The sequence below is a fragment of the Salinimicrobium sp. 3283s genome (assembly GCF_039602225.1).
GTDB classification, from domain to species: domain Bacteria; phylum Bacteroidota; class Bacteroidia; order Flavobacteriales; family Flavobacteriaceae; genus Salinimicrobium; species Salinimicrobium profundisediminis.
Map to the genome: position 1 here is coordinate 852,733 of NZ_CP143631.1, position 16,353 is coordinate 869,085.

Below are 16,353 nucleotides of genomic sequence, written 5' to 3' on the forward strand. Positions count from 1 at the left end.
CCTTTTTGACACTTTAGTTTTTATAAATTCCTAACGGCTTCTTTAAATTGCCTTCCCCTGTCTTCATAGTTTTCAAATAGATCAAAACTTGCACAGGCCGGTGAAAGCAGTACCGCATCTCCTTTTTCTGCCAATTTGTATGCCTGCTGTACAGCATCTTCCATAGACCTGGTTTCCAGAATAGTGTCCACACAGTTCCCAAATGCATTTATTATGGGCTCGTTATTGATCCCCAGGCATACAATAGCTTTAACTTTCTCATTCACCAAAGGTAACAGCTCGGCATATTCATTGCCTTTATCTACACCTCCAACAATCCAGATAGTTTCAGATTCCATACTTTCAAGTGCGTAGTAAGTAGCATTTACGTTAGTAGCTTTAGAATCGTTAATATATTGTACACTATTTATTTTAAGCACTTTTTCAAGCCGGTGTTCTACCCCTTGAAAACTCTCCATGCTCTGTCTTATGGTCTCTTTTCTAATGCGTAGTAATTGCGCAACTGTTGCTGCTGCCATCGCATTCTTGGCATTATGTTTTCCCTCTATGGTTAATTTGGATGTTGACATGGTCATTTCTGAATTATCTGTACGAATAATAAGTTGTTCATCTTTTATAAAAGCTCCTTTTTCCAGTTCCTCCCGAAGGGAAAAAGGCAATTTTTGAGATAGTATCGGGTTTTCCTGGAGCCACTTCATGATCACAGGATCGTCTGCGTCATAGATGAAATAGTCTTTTTCTGTCTGATTCTTTACAATTCTGAATTTACTGGCTATGTACTGGTTAAAGTCATGCCGGTAACGGTCCAGATGATCTGGTGTTATATTGGTTAATACCGCTATGTGCGGCTTAAAATCTTCTATCCCGTCAAGCTGAAAGCTGCTTAGTTCAAGCACGTAGTGATCGGCATCGGTTTCTGCCACCTGTTTGGCAAAACTCTGCCCAACGTTACCTGCCATTCCTACATTAAGACCGCCATTCTTTAAAAGATGGTGGGTGAGTTTTGTAGTTGTGGTTTTGCCATTACTTCCTGTAATCCCCACTAAAACTGCGCTGGTATAGGTGTAGGCAAATTCAATTTCAGAAATTACGGGAATTCCTTTTCCTCTAAGCCGGCTGACGAGGGGGGCATCGTCAGGTATCCCCGGACTTTTCATTACTAAATGAGCTTCAAATATCTTTTCTTTTGAATGCTGCTCTTCTTCCCATTCAATCTCATGCTCGTCTAGCTGGGCTTTAAAGTTGTCTTTAATTTTCCCTTTATCTGAAACAAATATCTGGAAACCCTCCTTCTTGCCCAGGATTGCCGTACCCACACCGCTCTCGCCTGCGCCAAGAATGACCAGTAGATTTCGTTCTAAGTTTTTAGCTCCTTTAGACATTATCGAATTTTTAGGGTTACAATGGTGACAATCGCCAGGAAGATCCCAATGATCCAGAACCTCACAACAATTTTACTTTCATGAAATCCGGCTTTTTGAAAATGATGATGCAAAGGTGACATGAGGAAGATCCTCCTGCCTTCGCCGTACTTCTTTCGGGTATATTTAAACCATCCCACCTGCATTACTACCGAGAGGTTTTCAATTAAAAACACCCCGCAAAGTATAGGAATAAGTAGTTCTTTTCTTGTGGCCAGGGCTATTACTGCGATAATCCCTCCAATGGTCAAACTTCCCGTATCTCCCATAAAGACCTGGGCCGGAAAAGTATTGTACCAAAGGAATCCTACCAAAGCTCCTGCAAAAGCCGAAATATATATTGTCATTTCCCCTGTTCTGGGGATGTACATCACGTTAAGATAATCGGAGAAAATAATGTTCCCCGAAACCCATGCAAAAATACCCAGGGCGAGAACAATAATGGCCGAAGTTCCTGCTGCAAGTCCGTCAATCCCATCGGTGAGATTGGCACCGTTTGATACGGCCGTTACAATGAAAATCACAATTGGGATAAAGATCAACCAGGCATATTTAGCGTATTCAGGATTAATCCAGGTAATAAGGCTGGCGTAATCAAACTCGTTGTTCTTCACGAACGGAATAGTGGTCTTGGTCGATTTTTCTTCCACAGAAGTAGTGACAGGATTTTCAGCTGAAGAGATCAGTTCCACCGCCTCTGTATTTCCAGGCAACTGCGGATTTTCATTTATGGTAATATCGGGATGAAAGTAAATGGTCGCACCTACTATCACACCAAGCCCTACTTGGCCTACTACCTTAAATATACCTTTTAGCCCCGCTTTGTCTTTACGGAAGGTCTTAATATAATCATCCAGAAACCCAATGGTACCCATCCAGAGGGTAGTTACAATTAAAAGGATGACGTAAATATTGTCCAGCTTGGCCACCAGCAGCACAGGTATGAGCGTGGAAATAATGATGATGATCCCACCCATGGTTGGCGTACCGGCTTTCTGGCTTTGACCTGCCAGCCCCAGGTCCCTTACGCTCTCGCCTATCTGTTTCTTCTGAAGGAAATTGATGATCCTTTTTCCGTATATGGTCGATATCCCTAAAGACAGAATTATGGCCACAGCCGATCTAAAGGAGATATACTGGTAAAGTCTCTCCCCGGGAAAGGTATAGGCATCTTCAAGATATTCGAACAGATGGTATAACATAATCTTTTGCTTCTTCTCCTGGAGAAATTATTTTTTTAACTCGTTTAAATATTCACTTACAATCTTGAAATCATCAAAATCTTTCCTCACGCCATTGATCTCCTGATAGGTTTCATGACCCTTCCCGGCAATTAAAATGATGTCATTCCTGTTTGCCAGCTGGCAGGCAGTCTTTATGGCCTGTAACCTGTTGGTGACCGACATTACTTTTTTAAAGTGCTGTGGCTCTACTCCTGCCTCCACTTCTTCGATGATCTTATCGGGGTCTTCGGTACGCGGATTATCGCTCGTAAAAACCACTTTCGTACTCAATGCCGAGGCAATATGCCCCATTTTTGGCCTTTTTGAGCGGTCACGATCTCCACCGCAGCCCACAACAGTAATTAATTCTTCATTTTTTGTCCTGATGCTGTTAATGGTGTCAAGCACATTCTGCAAGGCATCGGGCGTATGAGCGTAATCTACAATAGCAGTGATCTTCCCTTCGGAAATATGATACTGAAAACGACCGCTAACGGCATTGAGCTCACTGATGTACTTCAGGCTTTCGAGGGTGGTTAATCCAAGTAATTCTGAAGCTGCGTAAATAGCAAGAATATTATAGGCATTGAAGTTTCCAATCAATTTGGTCCAAACCTCCTGCTCATTGATCTTCAGCAGCATTCCGCCGAAACCATTTTCAAGGATTTGAGCCTTATAATCGGCTACCGACTTTAGGGCATAAGTATATTTCTTCGCTTTTGTATTCTGAAGCATCACCCTTCCATTCTTATCATCTCCATTGGTCAAAGCAAAGGCTGAAGCAGGAAGCTGGTCAAAAAAGGCCTTTTTGACATCCCTGTATTCGGCAAAAGTCTTGTGGTAATCGAGATGCTCGTGGGTGAGGTTTGTAAAAATTCCACCGGCAAACTTCAAACCGGTAGTACGGTGTTGTGCGATGCCATGAGAACTTACTTCCATAAAACAGAACTCCACACCGGCCTCATTCATTTTTTGCAGATATGAATTGATGGTTAGGGAATCTGGGGTGGTATGGGTAGCAGGAAATTTCTCTTCTCCCACCATGACATTTACCGTAGAAAGCAATCCAACTTTAAAGCCCGCTTTTGTAAACAATTGATACAGGAGAGAAGCAACAGTAGTCTTACCGTTAGTACCGGTAACCCCCAACAGCTTCAGATTTTCTGATGGATTCCCGTAGAAATTATCGGCCATAAACGCAAGGGCTTCCTGAGAATTCTTAACCTTCACATAAGTAATCCCGTTGATCACGTTCTCTGGCATTTCTTCACAAATCACAGCCAGCGCTCCTTGCTCTACTGCTTTCTCTACATAGGCATGTCCATCGGTTTGCGTTCCGCGTATTGCCACAAAAACATCATTGAAACCCACTTTTCGGGAATCAAAATGAATGTCGTTTACAGCAATGTTGGTGTTCCCAACCACTGCCTCAAGAGAAACCCTGTATAATATGTCTTTTAAATAAATCAACTCAATTTTAATTTTATGGTGAGGCCTTCAGCAATGCTTGCTCCGGGTTTAACCGATTGCTGACTCACCTCTCCGTTTCCGGATAATTCAAATTTCACCCCCAGGTTCTCCAAAAGAGAAACCGCATCCATAGCGGGCATTCCTCTTAGGTCGGGCATTACTTTCCCCGAGTTCCTGGCGGTGGCAAAATACTTTTCGTAATTCTTCTCAATAGCAGGATCAACCACCTCCAGCGTTTCAAACTCATCGAGCACGGGCGTATCAGTAAAGATCTTTTGGGCAATCCTTTTAAAAACAGGTCCGCTAACATCGGCTCCGTAGTACCCGGTTTTATTGTTAGGCTTATGAATCACCACAATGCACGAATACTTCGGATTTTCTACCGGAAAGAACCCGACAAATGATGAAATATACTGCGGATCTTGCGCCCAGCCTTCTTTCCAGTACTCTGTTTGTGCAGTTCCCGTTTTACCTGCCATAGAAAAATTAGGATCGTAAAGACTCTTTCCGGTACCTCTTTCCACCACATTTTTAAGCAAATCGGTTACTTTAGCCACTGTTTCGGGGCTGCATATTTGAGGGTCTATCACCTTCTTCTCAAACTTCTCAATGGTTTTATCCCACTCCTTTACTTCTTTAATAAAGCGTGGCTTCACCATTTCACCACCGTTAGCTATGGCATTGTAAAAAGTGAGGGTTTGTAGTGGGGTGATTTGTATACTTCCATATCCATAAGCCATCCATGGCAGGGATAAACCACTCCAGGTCTTGTCTCCGGGCGTAGGGATATAAGGCGTACCTTCTCCTTTAATTGCAAGGCCAAGACCTTCATCAAGATGCATGGCTTTTAGTTTGTCTACAAACTTCCCGGGCTGGTCTTTATAATTTTCATAAATAAGTTTCACGATCCCCACATTCGAAGAAACCTCGAAGGCCTTCCCTGCCGAAATTTTCCCGTAACCGCCGTGCTTGGAGTCGCGTACTCTTCTTCGGTAAATGATCATCTGCCCTTTCTCTGTATCTACCACGGTGCTGGTATCAATCACCTTATCTTCCAAAGCCACGATCATAGACATCAGCTTAAAGGTAGAGCCCGGCTCATGAGCTTCCCCTACTGCGTAGTTCAGCTTCTCAAAATAACTGCCTTTAGAAGTACGCCCCAGGTTTGAAATAGCTTTGATCTCGCCGGTTTCGGTTTCCATTACCACTACAGAACCGTGATCGGCTTCATATTTTTCGAGCTGCTTCAGTAAAGCGTGATGGGCGATATCCTGAATTTTAACATCTATGGTAGAAATAAGGTCATAACCATCTTTTGGTTCCACTTCATTATTGTCGCTTATAGGCTTCCACTGGCCTTTTGCGATACGCTGCTTAAGGCGCCTGCCTTCCTTACCTCTAAGGTAAGGTCCAAAAGCGCCTTCAAGGCCTACACGAGTATAGTAACCGCTGTCGTCCTGCCGTTCATAGCCTACAGTTCGTTCGGCCATTTTCCCTAAAGGATGCTCCCGCACTGTTCTCTGTTCCACAATAATTCCTCCCCGGTTTGAACCCAGTTTAAACATGGGGAAATTCTTTACCTTAATATATTCTGAATACCCAAGGTTGCGTGCAATAAGCAAATACCGGTGTTTATTAGCCCTTGCCGAACGCAGTTTTCTCGCCCAGCGCGAAGAAGATTCCCCAAACATTTTAGCTAATTCTTCGGCCAGGGGACCTACATTCTCCTGAAAGTTCTTATCTGAAACAGTAACCGCATCAAACCTAATGTCATACTTGGGAATAGACGTAGCCAGTAAATTGCCGTTTACATCATAGAGATTACCGCGGTTTGCAGGAATAACAAAATTCCGGTAAGTGCGCTGTTCAGCCATCTTCCGGTAATTATCCCCCTCAACGATTTGTATATTGAGAAGCTTAAATCCCACAGCAACAGCGAGCAGGAACATAAAACCTGCCACAACATAGATGCGGTAAAGTATGTGCTTCTCGGTAGTCGCCATTACTCTTTTTCTTTAACTATAATCTTGGTAGGCGGCACATCGGAAGGTTTAATTCCCTTTTGCGCCATTCTCCCTGTAATTGTTGATTCCATTTTAAGCTTCATGAGGTTAGACCTGCCGTCAAGAAAAGCTGTTCTCAACTCCAGCACCTCATCATTAAGCCTAGCGATCTCGTGTACTTTTTGCTCTGCACTGTGAGAGCTGCCAATCATAAAAATGGCCAGCACGGTACAAAAAAGTATAAAACGCCAATTATTAAAGGCGTCGTTACTAATAAGAAATTTCCCTTTCAGGATGTTATATAAGCTCTCTTTCATTCCGCTATTCTTTCAGCTATTCTCAATCTTGCACTTCGCGCCCTGTTGTTCTCCTTAATTTCTTCGGAAGAAGGCACTATCATTTTTCCCACTTTTTGAAACGGAACTGAAATATTTCCGTAGAAATCTTTTTCCGGCTCCCCTTCAAACATGCCGCTTCTTATGTATCTTTTTACCAGCCTGTCTTCCAAAGAATGGTAACTTATAAGACTCAACCTTCCTCCGGGATTCAGCAAAGTCTCTGTTTGAAGCAAAAATTCTTTAAGCACCTCTATCTCCTGGTTCACCTCTATCCTTATAGCCTGGTAAACCTGGGCCAGCACTTTATGCTCGCGCCCCACAGGCAAAAAAGGATGCAATATCTCTTTCAATCTTTCACTGGTTACGATCTCCCCCTCCTTACGGGCAGAGATTATTGTACGGGCTATTTTTGGCGCACTTCTTAATTCTCCATAATTAAAGAGCACTGCCTGCAGCTCCTTTTCTTCATAGTTATTAACCACATCAAAGGCACTAAGCGTACTGTTCTGGTTCATTCTCATATCGAGATTTGACTCAAAGCGCGTAGAAAATCCGCGTTCGGCTACGTCAAACTGATGAGAGGAAACTCCAAAATCCCCCAGAATACCATCTACTTTCTTCACATTATAGAATCGCAGAAACCGCTTTATAAACCTGAAGTTCTCGTTGATAAGCGTAAATCTTTCGTCTTCAATCTTATTCGCCAAAGCATCCTGATCCTGATCAAAAGCAAAAAGCTTTCCCTGCGGACCCAATCTTTTAAGGATCTCGCGGGAATGTCCGCCGCCACCAAAAGTAACGTCTACATAAACTCCCGAAGGCTGAATATTCAAACCATCTACACTCTCCTTAAGCAATACAGGATTATGATAAGCCATTTCCTTCTACACTTTTATTACCCATTACACGTTCGGCGAGTTCCGCAAATTCTTCAGGCGGCGTATCTATAGCCTTCTCATACTCGTCCTTATCCCAAATTTCTATAGTATCAATTGGAGAAGTGATCACCACTTCTTTATTGATCCCCGCAATGCGAATAAGGTCTTTTGGAATGAGAAGCCGCCCGTTGGTATCCACTTCTACAATTTTAACACCTGCCGTAAATTTTCTTATAAAATCCATATTCTCTTTGACGAACCTGTTAAGCTTCCCTACCTCCTGCATTACCTCGGTCCAGCGTTGCATGGGATAAAGCTCCAAACAGTTTCCAAAAAGGGAACGTTTAAGCACAAAACCGTCCTGAATGATAGGTACAAGCTGCTTTTTCATAGGCGCAGGGACCATCAAACGGCCCTTCGCATCTACTTTGCATTCGTATGTACCAATGAGATTTACCACTCCTCCAGTTTATGATTCAAATATATTGAATTTTAAACCACATTTTACCACTTTTTACCACATTGTTGATAAATTTTCCCCTTCTGCCCACTTAAGCACCTGTTAAACCAACTACTTGAAGCAGTTTTAGTTGTATGAAGAATTTGTTAAAAAATTTTTGATTTTTTTTAGGGGTTAACCGGGAAAAATGTGAAAATTGGACCATTGAAAATTATGGCAGCTTCTGCAAAATCGATATACTTGTAGGGAAATCATTATATTTGCGAAGCTAACAGCAAAGGCATCAATGGAAAATAATCTAAGGGAAGAAGGAAAATTTAGTTATGTGGAGGAAGGTGAAGGAACACCAATTATAATTCTCCACGGTTTAATGGGAGGGTTGAGCAACTTTGAAGGTGTCCTTGATTTTTTCCCGAAACAGGGATATAAAGTTATTCTGCTGAAGTTACCCCTGTACGAATTATCCCTCTTAAAGACGAGTGTTGCAACCTTTGCCAAGTACCTGAAGGAATTTATCGATCACAAGAATTATTCTCAAGTCGTTCTTTTGGGAAATTCCCTTGGCGGGCATATCGCATTACTCTGTACCAAACTTTATCCTGAATCTATAAAAGCACTGGTAATTACCGGAAGTTCTGGCCTCTACGAGAGTGCAATGGGCGAAAGCTACCCAAAAAGGGGAGATTACGAGTACATCAGGAAAAAAGCCGAAAATGTGTTCTACGATCCAAAAGTAGCAACCAAAGAAATTGTTGATGACGTTTTTGAAACGGTAAACGACCGTAATAAACTAATCAAAACTTTGGCCATTGCCAAGAGTGCCATTCGCCATAATATGTCTAAAGACCTTCCAAAAATGCAAACTCCCACCTGCATTATTTGGGGCCGCAATGACAATGTTACTCCTCCCGAAGTCGCCGAAGATTTTCATCGCCTGCTACCCGATTCAGACCTTTACTGGATAGAAAAATGTGGCCATGCAGCCATGATGGAACATCCCGATGCCTTCAACGAGATCCTCTTTAGGTGGTTCACTACCCGAAAATACTAAAACTACCTTATGAAGATCAAATCGGCCGAATTTGTGATCAGCAATTCCGATGTTTCCAAATGCCCGGAAAGTAAGCTGCCCGAATATGCTTTTATTGGCCGCAGTAATGTTGGGAAATCTTCCCTCATCAATGCTTTAACCAATAGAAAAGATCTCGCAAAGACTTCAGGCAGGCCGGGAAAAACGCAGCTTATCAACCATTTCCTGATCAACCAGAGCTGGTTTCTGGTAGATTTACCAGGTTATGGATATGCCCGCGTATCAAAATCGGCTAAAAAAACCTTTCAGAAGTTTATCACGCAGTATTTTGAGAAACGCGAGCAAATGCTTTGCGCTTTTGTACTCATAGACAGCCGCCATAAACCACAGGCTATAGACATGGAGTTCATGACCTGGATGGGCGAGCACCAAATTCCCTTCTGCATCATCTTTACCAAAGCCGATAAACTAAAACCCAAAGCCCTGGAGCGCAACATTCAAAATTACCAGGAAGAAATGCTGCAGGTTTGGGAAGAAATGCCGCAATACTTCGTGACCTCCTCGGCAAACGGCCTGGGAAGCGAAGAAGTTTTGGGGTACATCCAGAACATCAACGACAATCTTCAGAAATAAGTACTCAAAAGTGCCCTTTTTGAAGGGTAAGTTTCTGCCACGAATGCACGAATAATTTCTTCTGAAAAACCTGCTTACTCTGATCTACCCGATCAAAAGTTTTAGTCTGTTTTTTCTGAAAAGAGTTCTGAAAATGGCATTTTTGGAGGGTGACTTTTCGGCCACGAATGCACGAATAATTTCTTCTGAACAACCTGTTTACTCTGATCTACCCGACCAAAAGTATTAGTCTGTTTTTTCTGAAACGGTTCTGAAAATGGCATTTTTAAAGGGTGACTTTTCTGCCACGAATTCACGAATAATTTCTTATGAAAAACCTGCTTACTCTGATCTACCCGACCTGAACAACCTGCTTACTCTGATCTACCCGACCAAAAGTATTAGTCTGTTTTTTCTGAAACGGTTCTGAAAATGGCATTTTTAAAGGGTGACTTTTCTGCCACGAATTCACGAATAATTTCTTATGAAAAACCTGCTTACTCTGATCTACCCGACCAAAAGTATTATTCTGTTTTTTCTGAAAAGGGTTCTGAAAGTGTCACTTTTGGAAAGAATTTAGCCACAGATGCACAGATAATTTCTTTTCTTATTCTCGCTCCTTCTGAAATGCTAAGACCAAACTGTAAGGACCATTTTCCGAATAATGTTCTGAAACTGCCCTTTTTGAAGGGTGACTTTTCGGCCACGAATGCACGAATAATTTCTTCTGAACAACCTGTTTACTCTGATCTACCCGATCAAAAGTGTTAGTCTGTTTTTTCTGAAAAGGGTTCTGAAAATGTCATTTTTGAAGGGTGACTTTTCGGCCACGAATGCACGAATAATTTCTTCTGAAGAACCTGCTTACTCTGATCTACCCGACCAAAAGTATTACTCTGTTTTTTCTGAAAAGGGTTCTGAAAATGGCATTTCTGAAGGGTGACTTTTCGGCCACGAATGCACAAATGATCTCTTCTGAACAACCTGATTACTCTGATCTACCCGATCAAAAGTTTTAGTCTGTTTTTTCTGAAAAAGGTTCTGAAAATGCCTTTTTGAAGGGTGACTTTTCTGCCACAGATGCACGAATAATTTCTTCTGAAGAACCTGCTTACTCTGATCTACCCGACCAAAAGTATTATTCTGTTTTTTCTGAAAAAGGTTCTGAAAATGGCATTTTTGAAGGGTGACTTTTCTGCCACGAATGCACGAATAATTTCTTCTGAAGAACCCGCTTACTCTGATCTACCCGACCAAAAGTATTAATCTGTTTTTTCTGAAAAGGGTTCTGAAAATACCATTTTTGAAGGGTGACTTTTCGGCCACGAATAGACGAATAATTCCTTCTGAAGAACCCGCTTACTCTGAAATGCTCAACAAAACTTATTAGCCCATTCTTCCTGAAAAAGGTTCTGAAAATGTCATTTTTGAAGGGTGACTTTTCGGCCACTAATTCACGAATAGTTTTTATCAGTTTCCTTTTCACTCTGTCCCAATACTTTTTCTCTTTATTGCTGATTGTTAATTGCTCATTGATAATTGAGAAATTGCCACAGATGCACAGATGATTCTTTTTCAAATACTCGTCCCTTCTGAAATGCTAAGACCAAACTGTAAAAACCATTTTCTGAATAATGTTCTGAAAATGTCACTTTTGAAGGGAAATTTTTCAGCGGCAGATGCACAGATGATCTCTTTTCAAAAATTCTGATTACTGCCTACTTGATTCCTAAAAACTGATTACTGATCACTAAAAATCACTTCTTAATTTCCATTTTTTCAGCGAAGAAATCGCAGAAGTCTTTCATGGTATCGCGCATTTTTTCATCTTGTGTAGCCCTGTAGAAGGTGTCGCTCATAGTAACCATAGTCTGGTGAAAGAACATCTTCATATCGTCAAGCGGCATTTCTTTGGTCCACAGGTCGATTTTTAGCGTCTCTTTTTGTTCGGCATCCCACATAGAAAGCAGCATGGCCTTGGCCTCTTTGTTTTCTACTCCCCCGTCTTCGGCACTCCAGTGGAGTTCTTCGGGTACGCGGTTTTCGTCTAGAGATACTTTAATATTGATGTTTGATTTTTTTGCTATAGCCATTACTTTCGGGGTTTGTATTTTGATTTTTTGAATATTGTTTCGGCATCTGTTTCTATCATCTCCTTAACAGAAACGTCATTTTTTTCCATGAATTGTTGCACTATTTGCCAGCCTAAAAATTGTCCCAACCTGGGCGGTGCCTCAGCATCGAGTTCCAGGAAGAATTTTGAGAAAGGTGCGGGGTACAAGAATCGGGTCTGCAGATCGGAATCTGACGAATACAGCAGTTCCCGTTCTACAAAATACCTCCATATCTGGTCTTCATTCGCCTGGGCCCACGAGAATTCTTCAGGCAGATAGGTCATTTTTTCAGCATCGGTTTTAAACGGCAATAAAATATCTTTCAGGTAGAGCATTTTTCCGTAGTAAACCATGTGCGCAAGAAAACTGCGTGAAGACGGCCCCGGCACTACGGTTTGAGCAAAAGCCCCGGCCGCATCAACAGCAATTTGATCTTTCTGCATCTCCTTTTTTATGTAATCCTGCACCCCTGTGTACAGCGGGTGATCCATCCCCAGGTAAGTATCAAGCGCTACCAGCAGCAAGGAATCTGCCCACACCACCTGGTTGCGATAGTCAACATCAGAAGTGAGGGTAATTACCTTCGGAATGTTGCGCTGCGGGAAATAGTATTTTATATGCTGAAAAAGCTGCTCCAGTTCATCTTCTGTCTCCCTGAGATCGGGGAATTGTGTAGCCACGGCTTCATTGAGCTCCAGTTGTATGGTGTCCTCCATTTTTTGCACCCAAAGAATGTCGGGATACTGTCGCGGAAAAAGGAATGAAAATTCCTTTTTGAGTGCCGGAAGACTGTCAGCCGTTGCATTTGCAAAGCGCTGATCGAATCTTTTCAGCTCAAGATCAATGGGAATAGCCGTAATTTCCTTCTCCTTACTGTCGTTTTCGGCGCAAGATAAAAGGCTGGCAAACAGGCAGTAAAAAAGGCTTTTTTTGAACATAGGCAAATTAAGAATGGTTTAACGCAAGCTATTTCCAGATAATTAACTGAAGAACTATATTTGTTAACAAAGATATACCTCCAAAAGAAACTGACCAACACTTATGAAAACTAAACAGGTAATTGACCATATTGTAAACTGGTTAAAAGAATATGCTTCTCAGGCAAAGATGAATGGTTTTGTTGTTGGAATAAGTGGCGGGGTAGATTCGGCAGTGGTTTCTACACTTTGCGCAAAAACGGGATTGAGAACGCTGTGCGTAGAGCTTCCTATCCACCAGTCGCAAGACCAGGTGACCAGAGCACAGGAACATATTGCCAATTTGAAAAAGCAATTTGCCAACGTAACCGATGTACAGGTAGACCTTACCCAAACCTTTGATGTATTTTCACAATCTGTACCCCAGGCAGAAGAAAGCCCAAAGTTACATCTTTCTATGGCCAACGTGCGGGCAAGACTACGCATGACCAGCCTTTATTACTTCGCAGGTTTGCACAACTACCTGGTAGCAGGAACGGGCAATAAGGTTGAAGATTTTGGCGTGGGATTCTTCACCAAATACGGTGACGGCGGCGTAGACCTATCTCCCATTGCCGATCTTATGAAAAGTGAAGTCTACGAAATTGCCAGAGAACTGGATGTGATAGACAGCATTGTGATCGCGGCACCCACCGACGGACTTTTTGGAGACAGCAGAAGCGATGAAGACCAGATTGGTGCCAGCTACGACGAACTCGAATGGGCTATGAAAGAAGCTGAAAAAGGTAAGACCGAAGCCGATTTCATGGGACGCCAGCAGGAAGTTTTTCGCATCTATAAGTCCAGGCATAATGCCAATAAACACAAAATGGAACCTATCCCGGTATGCACCATTCCTCTTGACCTGAAATAATTGCAGTTTATCGAAAAAATTATTTTTCGAGTAAATAAGGCAGTAAATTTCATTCTCCCCCTGACTTTACGATTAAAACTAATAATCAGCAGATTGCGATGGGATAGCCCATGGAATTTCTTGTGCTAAAATTCGAACAATGATTAAAATTCTAATTGCAGACCACCATCCCATAACACGAATGGGGATATCTTCTCTGCTAGAGAAGGAAGGTGTATATGAAGTAGTGGGAAAAGTTACCAATGGCCGGGACCTTTTTAAGGCCTTAAAAAGCAAAACGCCCGATGTACTTATCCTGGAAATTGACCTGCCCGAAATTAACGGGATTACCGCTCTGCGGACAATAAAATCTGAAAATCCGGGTACCAAGATCCTCATCCTTAGCTGTCATCCCGAAGAAATGTATGCTTTGAACTCCATCAAGGCAGGTGCCTCCGCTTACCTCTCAAAAACGGCATCTACAGATGTGCTTCGTGAAGCAGTGCACCAGGTGGCACGGGGAGGTATTTACCTCAACAAGGAGATTAGTGAAAAGATCAACTCCGGCACTACCAGATCCAACAACATTGTTTCCCGCTATAAAAAACTCTCAACCCGTGAGATCGAAGTACTCAACCTTCTTTCTACCGGAAAAAGGAATAAAGATATAGCCGAAGCCCTGGATATTAATGAAAAAACGGTGAGCACCTATAAGACCAGGCTGCTTAAAAAATTAAGGGTAGATAACCTTGCCGATCTTATTAACCAGGCGCGCCTGTTACAGATAAGACCTACATAACCCGGTTTAACTTGCCCGAAAGTACCTTTTTAAGAGTTATGTAATCCATGATATCCTGTAAGACACCCGTAGACTCTTCGGGAGGAACTTCTTTTATTGTCCGGTTAAGTTCGTTTATCTTCTTATTGACCAAAAACCTTCTCAAAGAAAGGATAGTTTCATTTACAAGACGACCAATTTCCGCTTTTTTACCCTTCACAAAAATCTCCATCCTTTCCCAGTCGTGAAGCACATACTGCTCTTCATCCATTAAGATACTGGTTACTTCCGAAGCATTTTCGGGAGTGAGTTCATTTATAAAAGTATCTATAGAAAATTCCTGCTCCTCATTGTATTTCTTGATCACCAGTTGATAGATCTTCTGGAAATGTTCGTTGGCAAAAGCCACCTCATCTTCCTGTAGATCAAGAAAGATCTTTTCATAAACCTTTGCCGTCATCATTTCGGGCTCCAGTGAAATTTCACCCTTGTCATCTACCTTCACCACCAGGTCTTCAAAATCTTCTTCCATCATACCGTAATGCAGCAGAAGACTAATAATGGTTCGCTCCAGCACATACAGCTCATCTACTTTCACCTGGGGCCCCGGTTCATCCCTCACCACTTCAAACTGCTTTGTCTTCTTTGGAGCTGTTTTAGCCGCTGGTTTTCCGGCCAGTTGAGCTAAAGTGGTAAACAAAACATCTTCAGAAATGTCCATGATGCGTGAAGTCTCCTGCACATAAACTTCCTGCTGAATATTATCGGGGATCTTTGAGATACTGCTCACCATATCCCGTATGAGCGAAGCTTTCTTTACCGGGTCGTTCTTAGCTTCCTCCATTAACAGGGAAGCCTTATAATTGATGAAATCCTTGGAATTTTGCTCCAGGTATAACCTTACATCTTCTTCGGAATTCTTCTTTGCAAAACTATCGGGGTCTTCCCCTTCCGGAAAAGCACACACCTTCACGTTCATGCCCTGCTCCAGGATAAGATCAATCCCCCGAATGGAAGCACGCTGCCCGGCAGCATCACTGTCAAAAAGTACGGTGATATTCTTGGTGAGCCTGTTTATAAGCCTAATCTGCTCCGGAGTCAAAGCCGTTCCCGAAGAGGAAACTACGTTCTCAATACCCGCCTGATTAAACTGTATCACATCGGTATACCCTTCAACCAAATAGCAATTATCCTCTTTTGCAATTGCTTGTTTAGCGTGGTAAATCCCGTAAAGCACCTTGCTTTTATGGTAGATCTCACTCTCGGGACTATTGAGATATTTCGCAGCTTTTTTGTCATTTGTAAGAATTCTCCCTCCAAAACCCAACACCCTGCCCGACATTGACTGAATGGGGAACATTACCCGACCTTTAAATCTGTCAAACTGCTTATCTTCTTTAACTATAGTTAACCCGGTTTTCTCGAGGTATTCCAGCTTATAACCTTTGCCAAGAGCTTCGTTGGTAAAAGCGTTCCAGTCATCAAGACAGTAACCCAATCCAAATTTTGCAATGGTTTCATCGGTAAATCCGCGTTCCCTGAAGTAGCTTAGGCCAATTGCCTTGCCGAGTTCGGTTTTAAGCAGGTTATTCTGAAAATACTTTGCAGCAAATTCAGAAACCAGGTACATGCTTTCCCGTTCATCGGCCTGCTCCTTTTGTTCCTGGCTCTGCTCGGTCTCCTCCACCTCAATATTGTACTTCCTGGCGAGGTACTTTATGGCTTCAGGATAAGTAAAATGTTCGTGTTCCATCAGGAAAGCCACGACATTGCCTCCTTTGCCGCTGGAAAAATCTTTCCATATCTGCTTCACCGGGGAAACCATAAAGCTGGGCGTGCGTTCCTCACTAAAAGGGCTCAATCCCTTATAGTTACTACCCGATTTCTTAAGTGTCACAAAATCACCAAGCACCTCCTCTACCCGGGAAGCTTCAAAAACTTTATCTATGGTGTTTTTTGAGATCAATTTTTACTGCGGAAATTTTGGCAAATGTAAGGTATATATAAAAACCAGAAAGGAATTTGGTTATTGAAAATGCTTGCCTGGTTCTCTTGTGGGCCTTACATAAATTCTCTTCTAATGATCCTTACAACTTCAATTTAACAGGATTTTGCCGGCTGTCCCAAATTGTGAGGATGAGGATATGACTTTCTAATATTTCATAAAACATCAGGTAATCTTTAATAATATACATTCGAACACTCTTTAGGGAGGTA

Annotated in this window: 17 protein-coding genes; 6 read left to right on the forward strand and 11 right to left on the reverse strand. The window is 42.3% G+C overall.

From position 1 onward, the window contains the following. Nucleotides 1-20: 20 nt before the first annotated feature. From murD to mraZ, 7 genes are read right to left on the reverse strand one after another with little or no spacing between them, the layout of a single operon-like run. Entirely contained in the window at nt 21-1,382 is a 1,362-nt protein-coding gene (gene murD / locus VS868_RS03670; protein ID WP_345599244.1) for a UDP-N-acetylmuramoyl-L-alanine--D-glutamate ligase, read from the reverse strand. Then, nucleotides 1,382-2,623, reverse strand: a complete 1,242-nt coding sequence (mraY, locus tag VS868_RS03675; protein WP_266069246.1) for a phospho-N-acetylmuramoyl-pentapeptide-transferase — start codon at nt 2,621-2,623, stop codon at nt 1,382-1,384. Before mraY ends, murD begins: the two co-directional genes overlap by 1 nt. 27 nt (nt 2,624-2,650) lie before the next feature. Continuing rightward, nucleotides 2,651-4,114 carry a UDP-N-acetylmuramoyl-L-alanyl-D-glutamate--2,6-diaminopimelate ligase gene (locus VS868_RS03680; RefSeq protein WP_345599245.1) on the reverse strand — a complete coding sequence of 488 codons (1,464 nt, stop codon included), beginning with the start codon at nt 4,112-4,114 and terminating at the stop codon, nt 2,651-2,653. After that, nucleotides 4,111-6,117, reverse strand: coding sequence for a penicillin-binding protein (locus VS868_RS03685; protein WP_345599246.1), 2,007 nt, complete (start codon nt 6,115-6,117; stop codon nt 4,111-4,113). The genes VS868_RS03680 and VS868_RS03685 overlap by 4 nt, the downstream gene beginning before the upstream one ends. Next, a complete protein-coding gene (locus VS868_RS03690; protein ID WP_266069249.1) occupies nt 6,117-6,434 on the reverse strand; it encodes an FtsL-like putative cell division protein in 318 nt (105 codons plus the stop codon). Before VS868_RS03690 ends, VS868_RS03685 begins: the two co-directional genes overlap by 1 nt. After that, nucleotides 6,431-7,333 carry a 16S rRNA (cytosine(1402)-N(4))-methyltransferase RsmH gene (rsmH, locus tag VS868_RS03695; RefSeq protein WP_266069250.1) on the reverse strand — a complete coding sequence of 301 codons (903 nt, stop codon included), beginning with the start codon at nt 7,331-7,333 and terminating at the stop codon, nt 6,431-6,433. The genes VS868_RS03690 and rsmH overlap by 4 nt, the downstream gene beginning before the upstream one ends. Next, complete coding sequence (gene mraZ, locus VS868_RS03700; protein WP_266069251.1) at nt 7,320-7,793, reverse strand: division/cell wall cluster transcriptional repressor MraZ; 474 nt, start codon at nt 7,791-7,793, stop codon at nt 7,320-7,322. Before mraZ ends, rsmH begins: the two co-directional genes overlap by 14 nt. 286 nt (nt 7,794-8,079) lie before the next feature. On the opposite strand from mraZ, the gene VS868_RS03705 reads away from it, so the two are divergent. The 4 genes from VS868_RS03705 to VS868_RS03720 all read left to right on the forward strand — a co-directional run bounded on the left by VS868_RS03705 (nt 8,080) and on the right by VS868_RS03720 (nt 10,378). Then, nucleotides 8,080-8,844: an alpha/beta hydrolase gene (locus VS868_RS03705; protein WP_266069252.1), complete on the forward strand. Its 765-nt coding sequence runs from the start codon at nt 8,080-8,082 to the stop codon at nt 8,842-8,844. Between the two features lie 9 nt (nt 8,845-8,853). Then, the gene (yihA, locus tag VS868_RS03710) at nt 8,854-9,456 is read left to right on the forward strand and encodes a ribosome biogenesis GTP-binding protein YihA/YsxC (protein ID WP_345599247.1); all 603 of its coding nucleotides are present in this window, start codon (nt 8,854-8,856) and stop codon (nt 9,454-9,456) included. 411 nt (nt 9,457-9,867) lie between these two features. Then, nucleotides 9,868-10,206: a hypothetical protein gene (locus VS868_RS03715; protein ID WP_345599248.1), complete on the forward strand. Its 339-nt coding sequence runs from the start codon at nt 9,868-9,870 to the stop codon at nt 10,204-10,206. Between the two features lie 28 nt (nt 10,207-10,234). Further along, complete coding sequence (locus VS868_RS03720; protein WP_345599249.1) at nt 10,235-10,378, forward strand: hypothetical protein; 144 nt, start codon at nt 10,235-10,237, stop codon at nt 10,376-10,378. Between the two features lie 195 nt (nt 10,379-10,573). On the opposite strand, the gene VS868_RS03725 is transcribed toward VS868_RS03720, so the two are convergent. From VS868_RS03725 to gldB, 3 genes are all read right to left on the reverse strand, one after another. Then, nucleotides 10,574-10,921, reverse strand: a complete 348-nt coding sequence (locus tag VS868_RS03725) for a hypothetical protein (RefSeq protein WP_345599250.1) — start codon at nt 10,919-10,921, stop codon at nt 10,574-10,576. 271 nt (nt 10,922-11,192) lie between these two features. After that, complete coding sequence (gene gldC / locus VS868_RS03730) at nt 11,193-11,528, reverse strand: gliding motility protein GldC (protein ID WP_345599251.1); 336 nt, start codon at nt 11,526-11,528, stop codon at nt 11,193-11,195. Beyond that, nucleotides 11,528-12,487, reverse strand: a complete 960-nt coding sequence (gene gldB / locus VS868_RS03735; protein WP_345599252.1) for a gliding motility lipoprotein GldB — start codon at nt 12,485-12,487, stop codon at nt 11,528-11,530. The genes gldC and gldB overlap by 1 nt, the downstream gene beginning before the upstream one ends. A gap of 103 nt (nt 12,488-12,590) precedes the next feature. Between gldB and nadE the strand changes: the two genes are divergently transcribed. Continuing rightward, entirely contained in the window at nt 12,591-13,379 is a 789-nt protein-coding gene (gene nadE, locus VS868_RS03740) for an NAD(+) synthase (RefSeq protein ID WP_345599253.1), read from the forward strand. Between the two features lie 139 nt (nt 13,380-13,518). Next, on the forward strand, nt 13,519-14,157 hold the full coding sequence (locus VS868_RS03745) for a response regulator transcription factor (RefSeq protein ID WP_266069259.1): 639 nt from the start codon (nt 13,519-13,521) through the stop codon (nt 14,155-14,157). Here the strand turns inward: VS868_RS03745 and dnaG are convergent. Next, on the reverse strand, nt 14,150-16,102 hold the full coding sequence (gene dnaG / locus VS868_RS03750; protein WP_345599254.1) for a DNA primase: 1,953 nt from the start codon (nt 16,100-16,102) through the stop codon (nt 14,150-14,152). The genes VS868_RS03745 and dnaG overlap by 8 nt on opposite strands. Nucleotides 16,103-16,353 lie beyond the last annotated feature (251 nt).